The organism is Amycolatopsis sp. NPDC031561 (assembly GCF_055580625.1).
Genome location: NZ_JBVILA010000020.1, coordinates 176,196 through 194,689, shown reverse-complemented (window position 1 = coordinate 194,689; position 18,494 = coordinate 176,196). Strand labels below are relative to the sequence as shown.

Here is an 18,494-nt window from a genome sequence, read left to right as displayed (position 1 = left end):
GTCCCGAAAGTGGCTTTCGCGACACGGCCACTCGGTATCGAACGTGGCGAAAGACACCTCCACCCCGTCGCCTGCCCCGCCCACGAACACGCCACCTTTGACTTACCCCCCAAATAGATCGTCGGCTACTCGATCGACTGCCGCATGAAATCCTCACTCGCGGTCGCCGCTTGGTTGTTTGTTCGGCCGGACGTCGGCTATCTGGTGGTCAGGGGTCGAGCGGGCTTCCAGGACGGCGAGTTTTTCCAGCACTTCGGTGAGGGTTGCGTCGACGTGCTGGTCGTGTTTGGACTGGAGTGTCTCGGTTTTTTCGACGGTTCGGAGTCTGTCCACGAACCAGGCGGCGATGGAGGCGGTGACCACTCCTAGTACGGCGATTCCTGTGAGCATGACGACAGTGGCGACTATTCGGCCGTCCGTGGTGACCGGGTAGCGATCGCCGTAGCCCACTGTCGTCAGGGTGGTCAAGGCCCACCACGCGGCGTCGCCGAAGGTGCGGATGTTCGCGTCGGGGGCGTGTCGTTCGACGTCCAGCATGCCGACGGCGCCGACGAACATGACGATGATCGCGGTCGCGGTTATCTGGATCGCTGCTCTGACGTGGAGGTGGGATCCGATGCGCTGGGTGGCGCGCATGGCGATGGCGCCGGAGCGGGTGAACCGGACCAGTCGCGCGAGTCGCGCCATCCGCAGTACCCGTAATGCCGGTACGACGATGACGATCAGGTCCGGGATATTGCGTACGAGGAACCGTCCGGGCCGTGGTGTGAGGAGGAGCCGGAGCAGGTACTCGATTGCGAAGGCTGCCCAGATGATGGTGTCGGTGAGGGCAAACGCGGTCAGCCAGCCTGCTGGGAGTGTCTCGTCGAGCACCGGGATGACCAGCACGGCGAGGAACACGATGGACAGGGCGAGCATCGGCAGTTCGCCCCACTTGATGAAACGGTCGTAGGCCTCACCCGTCCGGAGCCGGGCTAGGCCGGTGGGCGGGGCGCGTCGTGCGGTATCTCGTGGCATGAGTTGAGCCTCGTCCTGCTACGGGTAGAACGCCATCCGCGATTCGATCCGGGAAAGTTGACTCGACCTCGGGATCCAGGATGGAGCGTCTCGTCATCTGCGGCGCGGGTGCATCTTCTCCAGGACGTCGACGATACTTTCAGCGAGGCGGTGGGAGTCCTGGATGATGGTGGCTCGCAGGGGCTCCGTCCACGCCGATGACCGACGATTCACTTGGCGCGCTCCACGTACTGTTCGCTTCCCTCCCGGCCACCGACTGCGTCAACTACGGCGTTTATTCGGTGGATCAAATTGTCCGTGACGAGCGCCCGGAACATCGCCAGGAAACCGCTCCTGGTCCGATGTTCCGGGTGCTGGGGAAATTACGCCTTGGCGCAGGCGACGAGGACACCGATGGTCGCGGTGGCGGCCGTGGCGTGTGCGGCCGCGCTCGCCGCCGCGGCCGTGGCGGCAGCGGTGCTGAACGCACCCAGGTTGGCGGCGGCGTCGTTGATCGCGGCGGGAGTCCCGGTGAGCACACCCTCGGCGAACGCCTTGGCAGCGGCGGCTGCGGCGGCCGAGTCGGCGACGTTGGCCGCGGCGGCGGTGGCCGAGTTCGCGGTGTCGACCGCGGCGGCGATGGCGCTGGCACAGCTTGCGGGAGGGGCGTTCGCCGGTGCCAGATCCGCAGTGGTCGCGGCGGCACTGGCCGGCGTCATGGTCAGCATCGCGAGGGCGCCGATGGCGAAGGACGATGCGGCGATGCGGCGAATTTTGATATTCATCAGTGGAACTCCTGAATCAGGAATGAAGCCACGAGTCCCGGTCGGCCCGGTGAAAAACCGAACTGCCGGAACAAAGTCGGCTGAAAATGAACCGGCTTATACAAGAAGTGGAGCACCGAACGAATATCAAATACGAAAAGGCACCCGTACGTGTCCGCGTGGCGAGAATGCTCGTCGTGGTGTTCACCAACCGAGCTCCGTTCAGTGGCTCGACGAGTAGAACTCCTCGCCGAGCACGTCTTCGCGCTGGTGTCTCGAGTCTCATGAGCCTGGCGACCTGGGAGAAAGAAGGATCATCGAGCTCGCGGGGCATGGTGCCGCTTCCCGGGAATTCCGTCGAGTCCGGTGGAGGCGAACGCGAGACTGTCGCCGAGAAGCTCCCGATGCTGGCCGCCTTGAGGGCGGACCACCGACGGCACGCTGGACGGTGTCGTCGGTGGTCCGGGAAGCCGAAGATCTGTTCCGGCCCAGACCGACACGCGTGCCACGGCGCTGGAGACCCGCAAGGTTCCCCGCGATCCGGACCGCCGGTGCCCGCCCGCGGTTCACCGAGACCTGGATTCGCGATTACCCTTCACAGGACCATTCAAGCCCGTGCTGCTGTCGCTGGAGCAAGGCCGGTTGCTCGAGACAAGAGGCTTCGAGTTCGGTGGGGTTGGCGCTCGGACAAGAACCCTCGCGCGGAAAGTCGTCGCGTCACCGCGGCGGGCCTGCGAGAATTTCTGAGCGCACACCTGCCCCGTCATGTGTGAGAAACCGATCCGGCCAAGAGAAGTCAAATGGCGACGTGGGTGGCTTGTGGCCCGGCGGGCAGGAGGCAGGCGTAGCTCAAGGGAAGCAGGTTCACGAACGTCCCGTTGGATCCGGTGCAGATGCGGGTGGCTTCCTGGACTCGGCGGTTGGCCGGGTTGAGGGGGTTGAACACGCAGACGTAGCCGACCGGGTTGACGGTGAGGGACAGGACGCCGCCGGTCGTGTTGCACAGTTCGGTGGCGTTTCCCGTGCTCGAGCCCGGGCCGGACGTCGGTGGTGTGCTCGTGTTTTCGCAGCTGGCGTGGATGTCGGGGTCGGGTGCGGGTCCTTGGCAGGTGTCGATGCCGTCGCCGCCGTCGAGACTGTCCTGGCTGCCGTCGTTGGAGGCGCCGATGAGGGTGTCGTTGCCCGCGCTGCCGGAGATGGTGTCGATGTCCAGCCCGCCGGCGAGAGTGTCGGCCCCGGTGCCGCCGGTGATGGTGTCGTTGCCGTCGCCGCCGTTGACCGTGTCGTCGAAGTCCGTGCCGGTGATGGTGTCGTTCCCACCGTTGCCGTTGATCGTCTTGGCGGGGTTCGTGCCGCCGCAGTCGATGGTGTCGTTGCCGGGACTTCCGGTCACGACCGTACTGGTCTGGGTCACGCCGGGGCTGACGACGCAGTCGACGGCGGCGTGGGCGGTCAGCGGGGTAGCGGCCCACAAGGCCGGGACCGCGAGGGTTCCGGCCAGCATGGCGACGATTCCCCGGCGGACCGGATTCTGCTGAAATCTCATGATCTTCATTTCCTGAAACACAGTGAGCGATGACTCGCGCGGACGCGGTGCGCCGGCGGAATAGGGTTGTGCGAACAGTGATCCGCAGCGCGGCCGAACTGTCGACGTTCGCCTCGTTCACACAAAAAACCTCGGTTCGTGATCCCGAACCGTGATCTTCACGGATATGTCACGTCACCGAGGTCTGGGGGTACGACAGGCGAATTTACTCCGGCGGGTGCGGAAACCGATACGGCTGTACCTCGAATGGGCGCACACCGCCCGGTGTCGACACGAGACCGTGTCGTCCACGCTCGGACGATTTGGCATGACAGCCGTCGCCGCCTGTCGGAGTTCGACGCGACAACATTTTACGTATTCCTGGTGGAAAGAAAATATCGAGGCTTCACCTCCGATTCGCCCTCGGTCATCCAGATCGTCCGGTGGCGCTTCAGGGATGCCGGCGACCGAAGTGCGGGTGACGGTTGATCATGGCCTGCGTCGCTGTACGTCCTGGCGGACACGTGCGCAGACGTTGGGGCCGCTGTCTGGATCGTCGTCGTAAGCGTCGGTCCTCGATGTTGCAGGCGGAGTCGGTATGAGCGGCTATCCGGTTCATCGCGTTGGATGACGCTGAGAGGCGTAGGGTTCGTTGTGCCGAGAGCAACTCGTGCGCACGCGTCCAAGCGTGTGCCGCCCTCGGCGCTCTGACCGCCGGTCGCGGGTCGATCGGGGACGGGAGCGCCGACAATGACGTCGGACTCGCTCGACGCGTCCTCGCACTGATCAGCACGCTGAGAGGCTCCCGTTTCGATGGCGCCGCGCTGGTTTCGTCCAGCGGTGCGTGTACCGGCGCCGAAACCGTGTCCGCTCAAGGAGCCGTCATCGTGCTGACCACCGTCCCTGGATCCGTGTCCAGCCTTGCCAAAGAGGATCTGGAGCTGATAGACGCCTACTGGCGTGCGGCCAACTATCTTTCGGTCGGGCAGATCTACCTGTTGGCGAATCCGTTGCTGCGGGAGCCGTTGCTGGCCGAGCAGGTGAAACCGCGGTTGCTGGGTCATTGGGGGACCACGCCCGGCCTGAATTTGCTGTACGCGCACATGAATCGGATCATCGGCCGCCGTGATCTCGACGTGCTGTATGTGACCGGTCCGGGACATGGAGGACCCGGTCTGGTGGCGAACGCCTATTTGGAGGGCACCTACAGCGAGGTCTACCCGGATATCGGCGAGGACGAGGACGGCCTGCGCAAGCTGTTCCGCCAGTTCTCCTTCCCCGGCGGTATCCCGAGCCATGTGGCACCGGAGACCCCCGGTTCGATTCACGAGGGTGGTGAACTCGGCTACGCGCTGGTGCACGCGTTCGGCGCGGTGTTCGACAATCCTCATCTGGTCGCGTTGTGCGTGGTGGGCGACGGGGAGGCCGAGACCGGTCCGCTGGCGGCCAGTTGGCATTCGAACAAGTTCCTGAACCCGGTGACCGACGGTGCCGTGCTGCCGGTGCTGCACCTCAACGGCTACAAGATCGCCAACCCTGCCGTGCTGGCCCGCATCCCCGAGACCGAACTCGCCGCGTTGATGCGCGGTTACGGCTACGAGCCGCACTTCGTCACCGGCGACGACCCGGCCACAGTCCACCGCCTGCTGGCCGCGACGCTGGAGACGGTGTTCGACGACATCGCCGCCATCCAGCACGCCGCCCGTGGTGGAGCCCCGGGAGATCGTCCGGTATGGCCGATGATCGTATTGCGCACCCCGAAGGGCTGGACCGGGCCGAAGGAGGTCGACGGCATCCCGGTCGAGGGCACCTTCCGGGCACACCAGGTTCCCTTGGCATCGACCAAAACCAACTCCGACCATCGGGCGCTTCTGGAAACCTGGCTGCGCAGCTACCGGCCTGAGGAGCTGTTCGACAAGGCCGGCCGGCTGCTCCCGCACTTGCGCGCCCTCGCACCGGAGGGCGCCAAGCGGATGAGCGCCAGCCCGCACGCCAACGGCGGACTGTTGTTGCGTGAGCTGTCGCTGCCGGACTTCCGGGCTTACGCCATACCGGTGGACCGCCCCGCCGTGGAGTCGAGCGAGGCGACCCGCGTGCTGGGTACGTTCCTGCGTGACATCGTCGCCGACAACACCGACCGGTTCAGGATCATGGGTCCGGACGAGACGGCGTCGAACCGTCTGGGCGCGGTCTTCGAGAAGACCGACCGTGCGTGGAACGCGACCACCGTGCCCGGCGACGACCATCTCGCCCCCGACGGGCGGGTCATGGAGGTGCTGTCGGAGCACTTGTGCCAAGGCTGGCTGGAAGGCTACCTGCTCACCGGCAGGCACGGGTTGTTCAACTGCTACGAGGCGTTCATCCACATCGTCGACTCCATGCTCAACCAGCACGCGAAATGGCTCAAGACCAGCCGCGGCATCCCATGGCGGGCCCCGATCGCGTCCTTGAACTACCTGCTGTCCTCACATGTGTGGCGCCAGGACCACAACGGGTTCTCCCACCAGGATCCCGGGTTCATCGACCACGTGGTGAACAAGAAGGCCGAGATCGTCCGCGTCTACCTGCCGCCGGATACCAACACCCTGCTGTCGGTAACGGACCATTGCCTGCGCAGCAAGGGTTACGTCAACGTCATCGTCGCGGGCAAGCAACCCGCACTGTCCTATCTGGACATCGATGAGGCGGCCGCGCACTGCGCACGGGGACTGGGCATCTGGCCGTGGGCGGGCACCGCCGACGGTGAACCGGACGTCGTGCTCGCCTGCGCGGGCGACATCCCGACCCTGGAGACCGTCGCGGCGGCGGACCTGCTGCGCACCCACTTGCCCGAACTGCGGGTCCGGGTGGTCAACGTCGTCGATCTGATGCGCCTGCAATCGGAGACCGAGCATCCGCACGGGTTGTCCGATGTGGACTTCGACGCGGTCTTCACCGCCGACACACCGGTGATCTTCGCCTTCCACGGCTATCCGTCGCTGATCCACCTGCTGACCTATCGCCGCACCAACCACCGCAACCTGCACGTACGCGGTTACAAGGAAGAGGGCACCACGACCACCCCGTTCGACAACGTCATGCTCAACGACCTCGACCGCTTCCACCTCGTCATGGACGTCATCGACCGGGTGCCCGCGCTGGGCGACAACGCGGCAGCGTTACGGCAGGAGATGGTCGACAGCAGGGAGGCGGCCCGCCGCTACACCCGTGAGCACGGCGAGGACGACCCGGCGATCGCCGGGTGGACCCTGCGGCACGGGGACTGACGGTGCGGGTCCTGGCCGTCAACGCCGGGTCGTCGAGCCTGAAACTGCGCCTGCTCGACGACGACACCGTGCTGCGCGGCGTCGACCTCCCCGCCGATCATGGTGATCTGGCCGACGTGGTGCTTGGCTGGGAGAAGCCCGACGCGGTGGGGCATCGGATCGTGCACGGTGGCACCCGCTACCGCGGCCCGGTGCGCGTCGACGACACCGTGCGGACCCGGCTGGGTGAGCTGACCGATCTCGCCCCCTTGCACCAGCCGGCATCGCTGGCCGCGCTCGACGCGATCACCGCGCTGCTGCCCGGTGTGCCCGCGGTCGCGTGCTTCGACACCGCGTTCCACGCCGCGATGCCCGCTGCCGCCTCGACCTATGCGATACCGCGCGAATGGCGGGAGCGCCACGGGATCCGTCGCTACGGGTTCCACGGGCTGTCCCACGCCTACTGCGCCCGCCGTGCCGCTCAAATGGTGGAGCGGCCACTGGCGGGGCTGCGGGTGGTGACGTGTCATCTGGGCGCGGGCGCGTCCTTGGCGGCCGTGCTCGACGGTCGCAGCGTCGACACGACGATGGGTTTCACCCCGCTGGAAGGCCTGGTCATGGCGACCCGCTCGGGCACCGTCGATCCCGGCCTGGTGCTGTGGCTGCAAGAACACGAGGGACTCTCGGCGCATGAGGTGGCCACCGCGCTCGAGCACCACTCCGGAATGACCGCCCTCGCCGGCACCGGTGACCTGCGCGAGGTCGAGACCGCCGCCGCGGACGGTGTCCCGGACGCGCTACTGGCGTTGGACGTGTACACCCACCGGCTGGTCGCGGGCATCGCCGCGATGACCGCGGCGACCGGCGGGCTGGACGTGCTCGTGTTCACCGGCGGGGTCGGCGAGAACTCCGCCGGTGTGCGGCGCCGCGCGGTCGAGCGCCTCGGTTACCTGGGCGCCACCCTCGACCCGGAACGCAACCGGTCCGCACACGGCGACACCGACCTCACCGCCGCGGGAGCGGCGCTACGGACCCTGGTGATCACCGCCAGGGAAGACCTCCAGATCGCCCAAGAGACCCGGTGCGCCGCCCCGGTGCCGAACCGACACTCCCGATGACCACGGTGAAGATCGGCTCGGTGACCCGGCCGGATGTGGCGGAGGTGATGACCGCCGCGGCTCGTCCTGTGACAGAAGTCCTGCACGATCTCGGTGTCACCGCCGCGTACGGCCGCACCCAGGCAGGCGTCGTTCAAGGGCAGGCCAAGTGGGGACCCAACGCGGTGTCCTCACACCGCGCCCGCGTGTTCCCGGTGCTCTGGCACCAGCTCCGGTCCCCGTTGCTGGGCCTGCTGCTGGCGGCGGCGCTGGCGTCCGCCCTGTTCGGCCAGCGTGGTGACGCGGTCATCATCGCCACGATCGTGCTCGTGTCGGTGGGGCTGGGCTTCACCAACGAGTACCGCGCCGAGAAGGCCGCCGAGGCCCTGCACTCCCGGATCCGCCACGAGACCACGGTCATCCGCGACGGCTCGCGGTCCCGTGTGGACGTCACCTTGCTCGTCCCCGGCGACGTGGTGGAACTGCGCTTGGGCGACATCGTCCCGGCCGATCTGCGGCTGGTGTCGGTCACTGGCCTGGAATGCGATGAATCCGTCCTGACCGGCGAATCCCTGCCCGTCGGCAAGTCCACCGCGCCGGTGGAACCGGGCACCCCGCTCGCCGACCTGTCCGGCGCGGCGTTGATGGGAACGGTGGTCCGCGCGGGCTCCGGTGCCGGCGTCGTGGTCGCCATCGGTGCTCGCACCCGGTTCGGCTCGATCGCGGCCGGGCTGGACACCCACCCGCTCGACACCGAGTTCCAGGTCGGCCTCCGCAAGTTCTCCCTGCTGCTGGTCTACGTCGCCGCCGTACTCACCACGGCGATCTTCGTGGCGAACATCCTGCTGGACAAACCGATCTTCGACGCGCTGCTGTTCTCTTTGGCGATCGCGGTCGGTATCACTCCGCAACTGCTGCCCGCCGTGGTCTCCACCAGCCTCGCCGCCGGATCACGCCGGATGAGCCGCCGCCGGGTCCTGGTCAAAAGACTGGTCTGCATCGAAGACCTCGGCAACGTCGACGTGCTGTTCACCGACAAGACCGGCACCCTGACGCAGGGCCGCGTCCAGTACATGCGCGCGGTCCCCACGGCGACCGGCACGCCCGACGACGTCCTGCGCCGGGGCCTGCTGTGCACCGAGATGGCCGCGCGAACCGGCGGCGGCAACCCACTCGATCAAGCCTTGTGGGCCTCACCCGCCACAGCAGGTCTGGGCGCCGCCGCGTCGGAGCGGGAACCGACGGCGGTACTGCCTTTCGACCACGACCGTCGCATGATGTCCGTCATCTCCTGCGGCACCTCGGGCGTATCGACTCTCATCACCAAGGGCGCACCGGAAGCCGTGCTGGAGCGCTGTGTGGACGTGCCGCCCGAGGCACGGGCCGCCCTGGACGCCGAGTTCGCCGCGGGCAACCGGGTCGTCGCCGTAGCCACCCGGCTCGCCGGTGACCTGGCCGCACTCACCTCCGCGGACGAGCAAAACCTGCACCTGACCGGGTTTCTGGTCTTCCTCGACCCGCCCAAGACCGACGCCGGAACCGCGCTGCACCGCCTGACCGGCCTCGGCGTCGCGGTGAAGGTCGTCACCGGCGACAACGCCGCCGTCGCGATCAAGGTCTGCCACGACCTCGGACTGACCGAGGGCGGCGCGCTCACCGGTGCGGACATCGATGACCTCGACGACGACGCCCTCGCCGCCGCCATCCCCGGCACCACCGTCTTCGCCCGCGTCAGTCCCGAACACAAGGCAAGGATCGTGCGCATCCAGCGCCACAGGTCCGGCGGCGTCGCGTTCCTCGGTGACGGGGTCAACGACGCACTCGCTCTGCACGCCGCCGACGTGGGCGTCTCGGTCGACTCGGGCACCGACGTCGCCAAGGACGCCGCCGCCGTCATCCTGCTCGACAAGGATCTCGGCGTGCTGGCCGACGGCGTCGTCGAAGGCAGGCGCATCTTCGCCAACACCATCAAGTACGTCCTGATGGGCACCTCCAGCAACTTCGGCAACATGGCCTCCGCCGCGGGCGCGTCCTTGTTCCTGCCGTTCCTGCCGATGCTCCCGTCACAGATCCTGCTCAACAACCTGCTCTACGACACCAGCCAGCTCGCCATCCCCACCGACAACGTCGACGCCGGACAACTCCGCCGGCCCGCGCATTGGGACATCGCGTTCATCCGCCGGTTCATGCTCCGCTTCGGGCCGCTCAGCTCAGTGTTCGACTTCGCCACCTTCGGCCTGCTGCTCTGGGTCCTGCACGCCGGGCCCGAACAGTTCCACACCGGCTGGTTCGTCGAGTCCCTCGCCACGCAAACCCTGGTGATCTTCGCCATCCGGACCAGAACCGTCCCGTTCTTCCGCAGTCACCCCAGCCTTCCCCTCACCCTCGCCGCGCTCGGCGTGGTCACCATCGGCGCCCTGCTGCCCGCCACACCACTCGCGCACGCACTGGGCTTCCAGCCGCTACCGCTCGCCTTCTACGGCGTGCTGGCGATCATGGTCGCCGGCTATCTCGTCCTCATCGAGATCGGCAAGCGGTTCTTCTACCGAGCCGCCCGGCCTGCCCGGCCGCAGGCGATCCCGCCCCGCGGTCGCAAGTTGCGACGCCGCGCCGGGCGCTTCAGCACCGTGTCCCCCATGCCACGACGAACAGGAGTTCCCCGATGAAGAACATGCTGTCCGGCCGACCGGCCGTCACCGGTGTCGACGGGTAGGTGTCGGCTACCCACGCCGCGCACTGGGCGGCGGCGGAGGCCACCCGCAGGCACGTGCCGTCGCGGCTGGTGCGCGCCATCGACATGGCCGCCTGCGCCCAACACGGCGGCGGCGAGCAAGCCGCTCGCCCGTGCGTGGCTCCCCAGGGGACGAAAGGAGTGAGCCATTTGTTGTAGGTAATCGGTTCCGAAAGGTGGGCGAAGTTGTTCGATGACTGATGACGCAGCCGTCCCGAAGGGCTTGATCCTTTTGTCGCACTACGAATTTCGGAGCTGCCGCAGATGCGTGATGGCCCTCGTCGACGCGGGTATCCGTATGTGACGGGACGGAAACCTGTGGAATTCCCCGAAGGTCGGGTTATTGATCTTTCGGCGCCGAATCCGGGGCTTGACACGGTGACATTCGCTGGGTAGACAAAGGTGTATCAGTGGTCTCGACCATTGAACTGCTGGGGCGGGAATGTGAAAATAAAGGGGGACTGGGGGAGCGGGTCTTTCTGACGGGATTCGTTTGCGGCCTCGGGTCGCTCTCTGGGGACTTCTTTGTTCGATCCTGCTGGATCGTTTTCTGTGTCTCATGGGTGTTTTCTCTATTCGTCATTCCTCTTGACAAGGAGCTGTCATGGGCAAAATCGCCGTCATCACCAACGATCTTCAGGGTGACGTGGTCTACCTGACCCCCGAGCGCACAGCGGTGATGACCGACGCGCAGCCCCACTACATCGCCTACCTCGACGAGATGCGGCGCCGCGGCCACACGGTCTACCACCTGCAGCTGATCAACCTGCCCGACGACCCGAACGCGAACCGCCGGGCGGACGGAACCCTGCCGCTGCAACGCGAAACCGAGGGTGCGGCGATTCTCCCCGCGTTCCTCGGCGAAGGCGACGTCGTCGTGGAGAAGAACAAGGACAGCGGTTTCTACGAGACGAAATTGCACGATCTGCTTCAGGCGGAGGGTGTCGAGACCGTCGTGGTCACCGGATTGCAGACCCAGATCTGTGTCCAGACCACTGCCGCCGACGCGTTCTTCCGCGGTTACAACGTCTGGGTGCCCGCCGAATGCGTCGTTTCCGACAAGACGGCGGATCGTGACCGTTCCCTCGCCTGGCTCGCCGGGTATTGCGCCACTGTCGCGAGCTCGCAAGAGATCTTGGAGACCCTCGACACCAAGGGTGAACTGCCCCGAATGGTCGTCAAGACCCTTCCTTGAGCACTGTCCGAAAGGGCTTCCGGCCCTCGCTCGAAGAAAGGAAGGTAGGACGCCCGATGACAGACTCGGTGACCGGCCTCGACGAGGTCGTTCTGGACCACGGAAGCGGAGCCAAGCTCAGCGGTGAGTTGATCTCCTTCGTCGTCGAGACACTCGGCGAGGTGTACATCGGCGAGATGGAGGACAGCGCGATGCTGTCCCTTCCCGCCGGGCGGATCGCGATGACCACGGACTCGTTCGTGGCCGATCCGCCGTTCTTCGGCAACGGGGACATCGGCAAGATCTCCGTCTGTGGCACGGTGAACGACCTCGCCGTGGTCGGCGCGCGGCCGCTCTACCTGACACTCGGGATGATCCTGGAGACGGGCCTGCCGATGGCCCGGCTCCACCAGGTGTGCACGTCCATCCGGGAGACGGCGCTCGAGGCGGGCGTCCAGATCGTCTGCGGTGACACCAAAGTGGTCCGCAAGGGCGAGGTCGACCAGATCTACCTCAACACCGCCGGCATCGGCGTCTTCGAACGCGCGCCGCTGCGGATGCGCGACGTCCGGCCCGGTGACCGGGTGATCCTCAGCGGACCGATCGGCAACCACACGGTGCACCTGCTGTCGATCCGGGAGGGCCTCGGCTTCGAGCAGCGCGTGCTGAGCGATTGCGCGCCGCTCAACGGGCTCATGGACACGCTGCTGACGACGGTCGGCGAGGGCGCGGTGCATTCGGTCCGGGACGTCACCCGCGGCGGGCTGGCGGCCGTCCTGCACGAGTACGCCAGGGCGTCCGGGCACGCCGTCCGGTTCGAACAGGACCGGCTGCCCATTCAGTTCGAGACCGTGATGGCCGCGGACATGCTGGGAATCAACGCGATTCACGCCGCCAACGAAGGCTGTCTGTGCCTGTTCGTCGATCCGGCGGCGGAGCAGGAAGTCCTGGCCGTGCTCCGCTCGCACAAGTACGGCGCCGAGGCGACGACGATCGGCGAGGTGACGGGAGACGCGGATCCGATCGTGCTGAGGCGCGACGCGGACGGACGGGATTCCGTGGTCGAGGAACTTCAGGGCGCCGAGCTGCCGCGTCTGTGCTGATCAGTGAAGTGCCGATCAGTGAAATACCGAGCGGGGAGGTGACGAGATGCCGAGTAGTGATGTGAGTGTCCGGCGGAGTATTCGCGTGGCAGGCGTGGTCCAGGGCGTGGGGTACCGGCCCTTCGTCTACAAGCTCGCGTTGAACTGCGACCTGACCGGCTGGGTGCTCAACGACCCGGAGGGTGTGCTGATCGAGGTCACCGGCAGGCCGGAGGAGGTGCACCGCTTCACCGAAGGCCTCAGCACGCAGGCGCCGCCCCAGGCCAGGGTCACGGCGGTCCAGGTGAACGACCTGCCCGAGGCCGAGGCGCGGCCGGAGGGGTTCACCATCCGGGAAAGCAGGCACGGCGGCCTCCGGACCACGGTCGTGCCCGCCGACTCCTACGTCTGCGCCGACTGCCGTGCCGAGCTGCGTGATCCGGCCGACCGGCGCTACCGGTATCCGTTCATCAACTGCACCAACTGCGGCCCGCGGTACTCGATCATCCGCGAGCTGCCCTACGACCGGGCCGTCACCACGATGGCGGGCTTCACCATGTGCGGCCCGTGTGTCACCGAGTACGGGGACCCGCTGGACCGTCGCTATCACGCCCAGCCCAACGCCTGCCCCGACTGCGGTCCCCGGCTGTTGCTGGCCGGTTCCGGTGGCGAGACGGCTTCGGGGGAGGAAGCGCTCGCCGCGGCCACGGCGGCGCTCGCCGAGGGCGGCATCGTCGCGGTCAAGAGCGTCGGCGGATTCCATCTCGCGGTCAACGCCCGTGACGGCGGGGCGGTCGCCCGGCTGCGGACCCGCAAACGGCGTGATTCCAAGCCGTTCGCGGTGATGGCCCGCGATCTGGGCACGGTCGAAGGGTTCGCCGAGGTCCGTCCCGCCGAGGCCGAACTGCTGCTCTCGCCTGCCCGGCCGATCGTGTTGCTACGCAAGCGATCCCCGGGGCTGCCGGAGCAGATCGCCCCGCGCAACCCCAATCTCGGCGTCATGCTCCCCTCCGCGCCGGTGCACCACCTTCTGCTCGACCACGCCGGACTGGACACCCTGGTCATGACCAGCGGCAACATTTCCGGCTACCCGATCGTGTACCGCAACGAAGACGCGCTGGCGCAGCTCTTCGCCGTCGCCGACCTGATCCTCTACAACGACCGCGACATCGAAGTCCGGGTCGACGACTCGATCGTCCGGTACTCCGAGCATCCCGAACTCGGTGAGCCACTGGTCGGTTTCATCCGCCGGTCCCGCGGCTACGCGCCGTATCCCGTGGAGGTCGGCACGCAACTGGCGCCGCTGGTGGCCTACGGCGCCGAACTGAAGACGACCGTCGCGTTGAGCAGCGGCTCACGTGTCTACGTCAGCCAGCACATCGGCGACATCAAGAACGACGAGACCTTCAGCGCGCATCGGGAAGCCGTCCGTCATCTCGCCGATCTCCACGACCTGCGTCCGCGGCACGCCGCGGTGGACCTGCATCCGCAGTTCCGCGCGACCCGGTTCGCCTTTCAGGAGCAGGGCGAAACCTTCGAGCAGGTCGTCCCGGTCCAGCACCATCACGCGCACATGGCCTCCTGTATGGCGGAGAACCGGCTCGGCGGCGAGACCATCGGTGTCATCTTCGACGGCACCGGCTACGGCGACGACGGCACGATCTGGGGTGGCGAGTTCCTCGTCGGCGGCTATCGCGATGCACGCCGCGTCGCGCATCTGCGGACCGTGCCGCTTTTGGGCGGCGACAAGGCGGTCACCGAACCGATCAGGACGGGGTTCGCGCTGGCGCTGGACGCGTTCGGCGAGACTTCCGTTGCGGTCAACGCCTTTCCGGTGCTGGAGACCCTCGACGAGCAGGCGCGGCACGTCTTCGCGACCATGGCGCAGCGTGGGATCAACGCTCCACCCGCGTCCAGTATGGGCCGGTTGTTCGACGGCGTCGCCGCGTTGCTCGCCATCACCACACACGCCGAATACGAGGCGCAGGGCCCGATCGAGCTGGAGGGTCTGCTCGAACGCGACTTCACCATGGCCGAGCAGGAACACCGGTACCGATTCGGCCTGAACGACCGGGAAATCGACCCTCGGCCGGTGATCAGGGCGCTCGCCTCGGACCGGGAGGCGGGGCTGGACTCCGCCACGTTGAGTCGTCGTTTCCACTCGGCCGTGGTCGACATGGTCGTCGACCGATGCCAGGCGCTCCGGGAGTCCGGAACGCACCGGGTGGTGCTCTCCGGCGGCGTCTTCTTGAACGAGTTCCTGGTGGTCAACTGCATGGTGGAACTGCGGAAGGCGGGCTTCGACCCGTACTGCCACCAGCAGGTGCCGACCAACGACGGCGGCATTTCGCTCGGCCAGATCGTGGTGGCCGACGCCAGGCTGGGAGACGACGCGCGATGAAGAAGTACCTGATCACCGGCGGGCGAGGGTATATCGGATCGGTCCTGACCAGGCGACTCCGCCAAACCGGGGCAGAGGTCGTGGTCATCGACAACGGCCTGGTCGGCGGTCCGGAACTCGAACTGCCCGGGGTCACCTACATCGACGGCGACGTCCTCGACACGGGTGCCTGGGGCAAGGCCCTCGACAGGGTGGACGCGGTGGTGCACCTGGCGGCGATCGTGGGCGATCCGGCCTGCGGCGTCGACACGGACACCGCCTGGGACGTCAACTATCTCGGCACCATCCGCGTCGCCGAGGCGTGCCGGCGGGCCGGGATCCGGTCGCTGGTCTTCGCTTCCACTTGCAGCAACTACGGATTCACGGCGGACGCGGAGGTGGGCGTCCTGTCACCCATGGCGCCCCAGTCGGTCTATGCCGAATCCAAGGTGCTGTCCGAGCACTACCTGCTCTCCCTGCCCCGTGACGAGCTTTTCCCTCGTCTGCTGCGGTTCGCCACCATCCACGGCCTTTCCCCGCGGATGCGGTTCGACCTCGCCGTCAACATCATGACGGCGAACGCCGTGGAACACGGCCGGGTCACCGTGCACGGCGGGACCCAGTGGCGGCCCTTCCTGCACGTCGAGGACGCGGCCGCGGCGGTGCACCTGGTACTCCAGGACGACCGGCCCGCCGCCCCGAGCATCTACAACTGCGGCTTCGGCGAAGAGAACTACCGCATGGACTCCATCGGCAAGCTGATCGCCGAGGAGATCGACGGCGTCCGCATGGAGATCCTCGAAGAGCACACCGATCCACGGAACTACCGGGTGAACTTCGATCCCATCCGGCGGGAACTGGGCTTCACCCCGAGCCGCCGGGTCGTCGACACCGCGCGGGAGATCCGGGACGCCATGCGCGAAGGGAAGTACTCGGACTTCGCCTCGCCTCGCTACAGCAACTACCTGACCGCGGTGGCCCAGCGCGTGGACCCGGTCTCGGCGTGAGTTTCCGTCTTACACCCTCAGGAGCCCGACCATGACCGACCTCAGCCCGAACACCCGGCCGAGACGTTTTCCCGAACTCGTGCCCATGGTCCGCCCGACCGTGGAAGCCGATGCCGAGATGGAGCTGGCCGTCAAGGAGATCCTCCAGTCGGGGATGCTCACCAACGGGCGGTACGTAAGGGAATTCGAGGAAGCCGCGAGTGCGTACCTGGGGGTCGATCACGCGGTCGCGGTCAGCAACTGCACCACCGGGTTGATGCTCGTGTTCCGCTGCCTGGAGCTGACCGGTGACGTCGTCGTCCCGAGTTTCACCTTCATGGCTTCCGGCCACGCTCTCCGCTGGGCAGGGCACGGGATCCGGTTCGCCGACTCGGATCCCCGCACCTGGACCCTCGACCCGGAGGCCGTGGCCCCGCTCCTGCCGGGGGCGGCCGCCGTGCTGGCGGTGCACACGTTCGGCGTCCCGTGCGACGCCGGTCTGTTGCAGGAATCGTGCGACTCCCGGGGGATTCCGCTCGTCTTCGACTCCGCGCACGGCTTCGGCAGCCGCTACCCCGACGGGAGCATGGTCGGCAGCAAAGGGGTGGCCGAGGTGTTCAGCCTCAGCCCGACCAAGACCCTCAGCACCGGCGAGGGCGGGCTGATCACGACGAACGACGCCGCTCTCGCCGCCAAGCTGAGGATGGCACGCGAATACGGCAATCCCGGCGACTACGACAGCCGGTTCGCCGGGCTCAACGGCCGGATGACGGAGGTCTCCGGGTTCATGGGCGTACACGCGCTCAAACGGTTCTCCCACTGGATCGGCATCAGGCGTTCCCTGGCGGAGCGCTATCGCTCCCGGCTGGACGGACTGCCCGGCCTGGAGTTCCAGACGATTCCGGAGGGCGCCGCGACTTCGTACAAGGACCTGGGGATCCGCGTCGACGCCACCCGCTTCGGGATGACCCGCGACGAACTGGCCGAGCGGCTGGCGCAGGAGAACGTCAGTACTCGCAAGTACTTCAGCCCGGCCTTGCACCAGCAGACCGCCTACCGGGACGTCCCCGCCGTCGCGGAGCTGCCGGTGACCGAGGAACTGGCTTCGAGCATGATCACGCTGCCGCTCTACTCTCATATGCCCGCGGGGGTCGTCGACGAGATCTGCGACCTCATCCGCGAACTATCCGCGACAGCACAGAAAGCAGGCGGTAGAGCATCGTGAACGACTACGTGGCGGAACTGCGGAAACTGGTCGGAACCCGGCCGCTGATCCTTCCAGGGACCTCGGTCGTGATCACCGATCCGGGCGGCCGCGTCCTGCTGCTGGAGCGGGTCGACACCGGCGGCTGGGGGCTGCCCGGTGGCCTCATGGAGCCGGGGGAGTCGTTCGAGGAGACCGGACGGCGGGAGGTCAAGGAGGAGATCGGCCTGGAGATCGGCGAACTGAATCTGCTGGGGCTCTTTTCCGGAGCGGAGTACTACTACCGCTATCCGCACGGCGACGAGATCTACAACATCACCGCCGCGTACGTGGCCCGCCTGCCGGAGGACGCCACCATCGTCCTGGACACCGCGGAGAACAGCACCTGGCGGTTCTTCGGGCTGGACGAGATCCCGGACACCGTGATCACTCCGGAGCAGCCCATCATCGCGGAATACGCCAAGGTCGCGCCATGACCGGACCGGATCCCGGATTCGCGGAGTTCATCGAGACCTGCCTTCGTGAAGCGTCCAAAGTGGCCTTGGGAATGCGGGGCACCGGCGAGACGACGGTCAAGCCGTCGGACGTGAACCAGCTCGTGACCGACACGGACCTCGCCGTCGGCGCGCTGCTGACCGGGCGGATCAGGGAACGGTATCCGCGGCACGCGATCCTGGAAGAGGAGAGCGGGGCGACCCCCGGCGACGACGAGGTCACCTGGATCGTGGATCCGTTGGACGGCACGAGCAATTACGCCGCGGGCAGCCCGCTCTACGGGGTGATGATGGCGGCGGTCGGCGCAGGGGGCGTCCTCGCGGGCGGACTCGCGCTGCCGGCGTTCGACACCGTTTACGTCGCCGAAGCAGGCAAGGGCGCCACGCGCAACGGGCAGCCGCTCGGACCGCTCCCGGCCACCGGTCCGGAGAAGTCGTTGGTGGCCTTCGGAATGGACAAGGGGCCGCCCGGCCTGATGGCCGCCGAAGGCAGGCTCGCCGCGGCACTCGGGACGGCGTGCCTCGGCGTCCGCATGAGCAACAGCGTCTTCGACATCTGTATGGTGGCCGACGGCGCTTACGGGGCGTTCGTGCATCGCAGCTGCCGGATCTGGGACGTGGCGGCCGCGTTGTGCGTTCTGGGGGAATGCGGCGGGGTCTGCACCGATCTCGACGGGCGGCCGCTGGATCTCACCGACCCGCTGACGAAGGCGGATCGGGTCTTCGAAGTCTGCTTGGCTTCGGCCAGTGTGCATCCCGCCGTGATGACCGCGCTGAAAGCGGCGGCCCCGGCGTGAGGGGCTACTCGCAGGACGC

At 67.2% G+C, this 18,494-nt stretch carries 13 protein-coding genes; 10 read left to right on the top strand and 3 right to left on the bottom strand.

All coding sequences use genetic code 11. The annotated features are described in order from the left end of the window. Positions 1-153: 153 nt before the first annotated feature. From ACZ5IK_RS32260 to ACZ5IK_RS32250, 3 genes are all read right to left on the bottom strand, one after another. Positions 154-1,017 (bottom strand): potassium channel family protein, encoded by an 864-nt coding sequence (locus ACZ5IK_RS32260; protein ID WP_465491151.1) that lies wholly within the window; start codon positions 1,015-1,017, stop codon positions 154-156. A gap of 362 nt (positions 1,018-1,379) precedes the next feature. Next, positions 1,380-1,781: a hypothetical protein gene (locus tag ACZ5IK_RS32255; protein WP_465491150.1), complete on the bottom strand. Its 402-nt coding sequence runs from the start codon at positions 1,779-1,781 to the stop codon at positions 1,380-1,382. A gap of 775 nt (positions 1,782-2,556) precedes the next feature. Next, positions 2,557-3,306 (bottom strand): calcium-binding protein, encoded by a 750-nt coding sequence (locus ACZ5IK_RS32250; protein ID WP_465491149.1) that lies wholly within the window; start codon positions 3,304-3,306, stop codon positions 2,557-2,559. Positions 3,307-4,172: 866 nt separating this feature from the next. On the opposite strand from ACZ5IK_RS32250, the gene ACZ5IK_RS32245 reads away from it, so the two are divergent. The 10 genes from ACZ5IK_RS32245 (at position 4,173) to ACZ5IK_RS32200 (ending at position 18,475) form a co-directional block, all read left to right on the top strand. Continuing rightward, positions 4,173-6,551 (top strand): phosphoketolase family protein, encoded by a 2,379-nt coding sequence (locus tag ACZ5IK_RS32245; protein ID WP_465491148.1) that lies wholly within the window; start codon positions 4,173-4,175, stop codon positions 6,549-6,551. A gap of 2 nt (positions 6,552-6,553) precedes the next feature. Further along, complete coding sequence (locus tag ACZ5IK_RS32240) at positions 6,554-7,648, top strand: acetate/propionate family kinase (protein ID WP_465491147.1); 1,095 nt, start codon at positions 6,554-6,556, stop codon at positions 7,646-7,648. Then, a complete protein-coding gene (gene mgtA / locus ACZ5IK_RS32235; protein WP_465491146.1) occupies positions 7,645-10,293 on the top strand; it encodes a magnesium-translocating P-type ATPase in 2,649 nt (882 codons plus the stop codon). Before ACZ5IK_RS32240 ends, mgtA begins: the two co-directional genes overlap by 4 nt. A gap of 669 nt (positions 10,294-10,962) precedes the next feature. Beyond that, a complete protein-coding gene (locus tag ACZ5IK_RS32230; RefSeq protein ID WP_465491145.1) occupies positions 10,963-11,553 on the top strand; it encodes a cysteine hydrolase family protein in 591 nt (196 codons plus the stop codon). A 56-nt stretch (positions 11,554-11,609) separates the two neighbouring features. Continuing rightward, complete coding sequence (hypE, locus tag ACZ5IK_RS32225; protein ID WP_410665489.1) at positions 11,610-12,635, top strand: hydrogenase expression/formation protein HypE; 1,026 nt, start codon at positions 11,610-11,612, stop codon at positions 12,633-12,635. 85 nt (positions 12,636-12,720) lie between these two features. Continuing rightward, positions 12,721-15,015, top strand: a complete 2,295-nt coding sequence (hypF, locus tag ACZ5IK_RS32220; RefSeq protein ID WP_465491144.1) for a carbamoyltransferase HypF — start codon at positions 12,721-12,723, stop codon at positions 15,013-15,015. Next, positions 15,012-16,001: an NAD-dependent epimerase/dehydratase family protein gene (locus ACZ5IK_RS32215; protein ID WP_465491143.1), complete on the top strand. Its 990-nt coding sequence runs from the start codon at positions 15,012-15,014 to the stop codon at positions 15,999-16,001. The genes hypF and ACZ5IK_RS32215 overlap by 4 nt, the downstream gene beginning before the upstream one ends. 31 nt (positions 16,002-16,032) lie before the next feature. Next, complete coding sequence (locus ACZ5IK_RS32210) at positions 16,033-17,205, top strand: DegT/DnrJ/EryC1/StrS family aminotransferase (protein ID WP_465491142.1); 1,173 nt, start codon at positions 16,033-16,035, stop codon at positions 17,203-17,205. Further along, a complete protein-coding gene (locus tag ACZ5IK_RS32205) occupies positions 17,202-17,660 on the top strand; it encodes an NUDIX hydrolase (RefSeq protein ID WP_465491141.1) in 459 nt (152 codons plus the stop codon). Before ACZ5IK_RS32210 ends, ACZ5IK_RS32205 begins: the two co-directional genes overlap by 4 nt. Further along, positions 17,657-18,475, top strand: a complete 819-nt coding sequence (locus tag ACZ5IK_RS32200) for an inositol monophosphatase family protein (RefSeq protein WP_465491140.1) — start codon at positions 17,657-17,659, stop codon at positions 18,473-18,475. Before ACZ5IK_RS32205 ends, ACZ5IK_RS32200 begins: the two co-directional genes overlap by 4 nt. Positions 18,476-18,494: the final 19 nt, after the last annotated feature.

Coding starts and splice junctions, on each gene's coding strand:
- ACZ5IK_RS32260 (WP_465491151.1), bottom strand. CDS start 1,017: ATGCCACGAGATACCGCACGACGCGCCCCGCCCACCGGCCTAGCCCGG.
- ACZ5IK_RS32255 (WP_465491150.1), bottom strand. CDS start 1,781: ATGAATATCAAAATTCGCCGCATCGCCGCATCGTCCTTCGCCATCGGC.
- ACZ5IK_RS32250 (WP_465491149.1), bottom strand. CDS start 3,306: ATGAGATTTCAGCAGAATCCGGTCCGCCGGGGAATCGTCGCCATGCTG.
- mgtA (WP_465491146.1), top strand. CDS start 7,645: ATGACCACGGTGAAGATCGGCTCGGTGACCCGGCCGGATGTGGCGGAG.
- ACZ5IK_RS32230 (WP_465491145.1), top strand. CDS start 10,963: ATGGGCAAAATCGCCGTCATCACCAACGATCTTCAGGGTGACGTGGTC.
- hypE (WP_410665489.1), top strand. CDS start 11,610: ATGACAGACTCGGTGACCGGCCTCGACGAGGTCGTTCTGGACCACGGA.
- ACZ5IK_RS32215 (WP_465491143.1), top strand. CDS start 15,012: ATGAAGAAGTACCTGATCACCGGCGGGCGAGGGTATATCGGATCGGTC.
- ACZ5IK_RS32210 (WP_465491142.1), top strand. CDS start 16,033: ATGACCGACCTCAGCCCGAACACCCGGCCGAGACGTTTTCCCGAACTC.
- ACZ5IK_RS32200 (WP_465491140.1), top strand. CDS start 17,657: ATGACCGGACCGGATCCCGGATTCGCGGAGTTCATCGAGACCTGCCTT.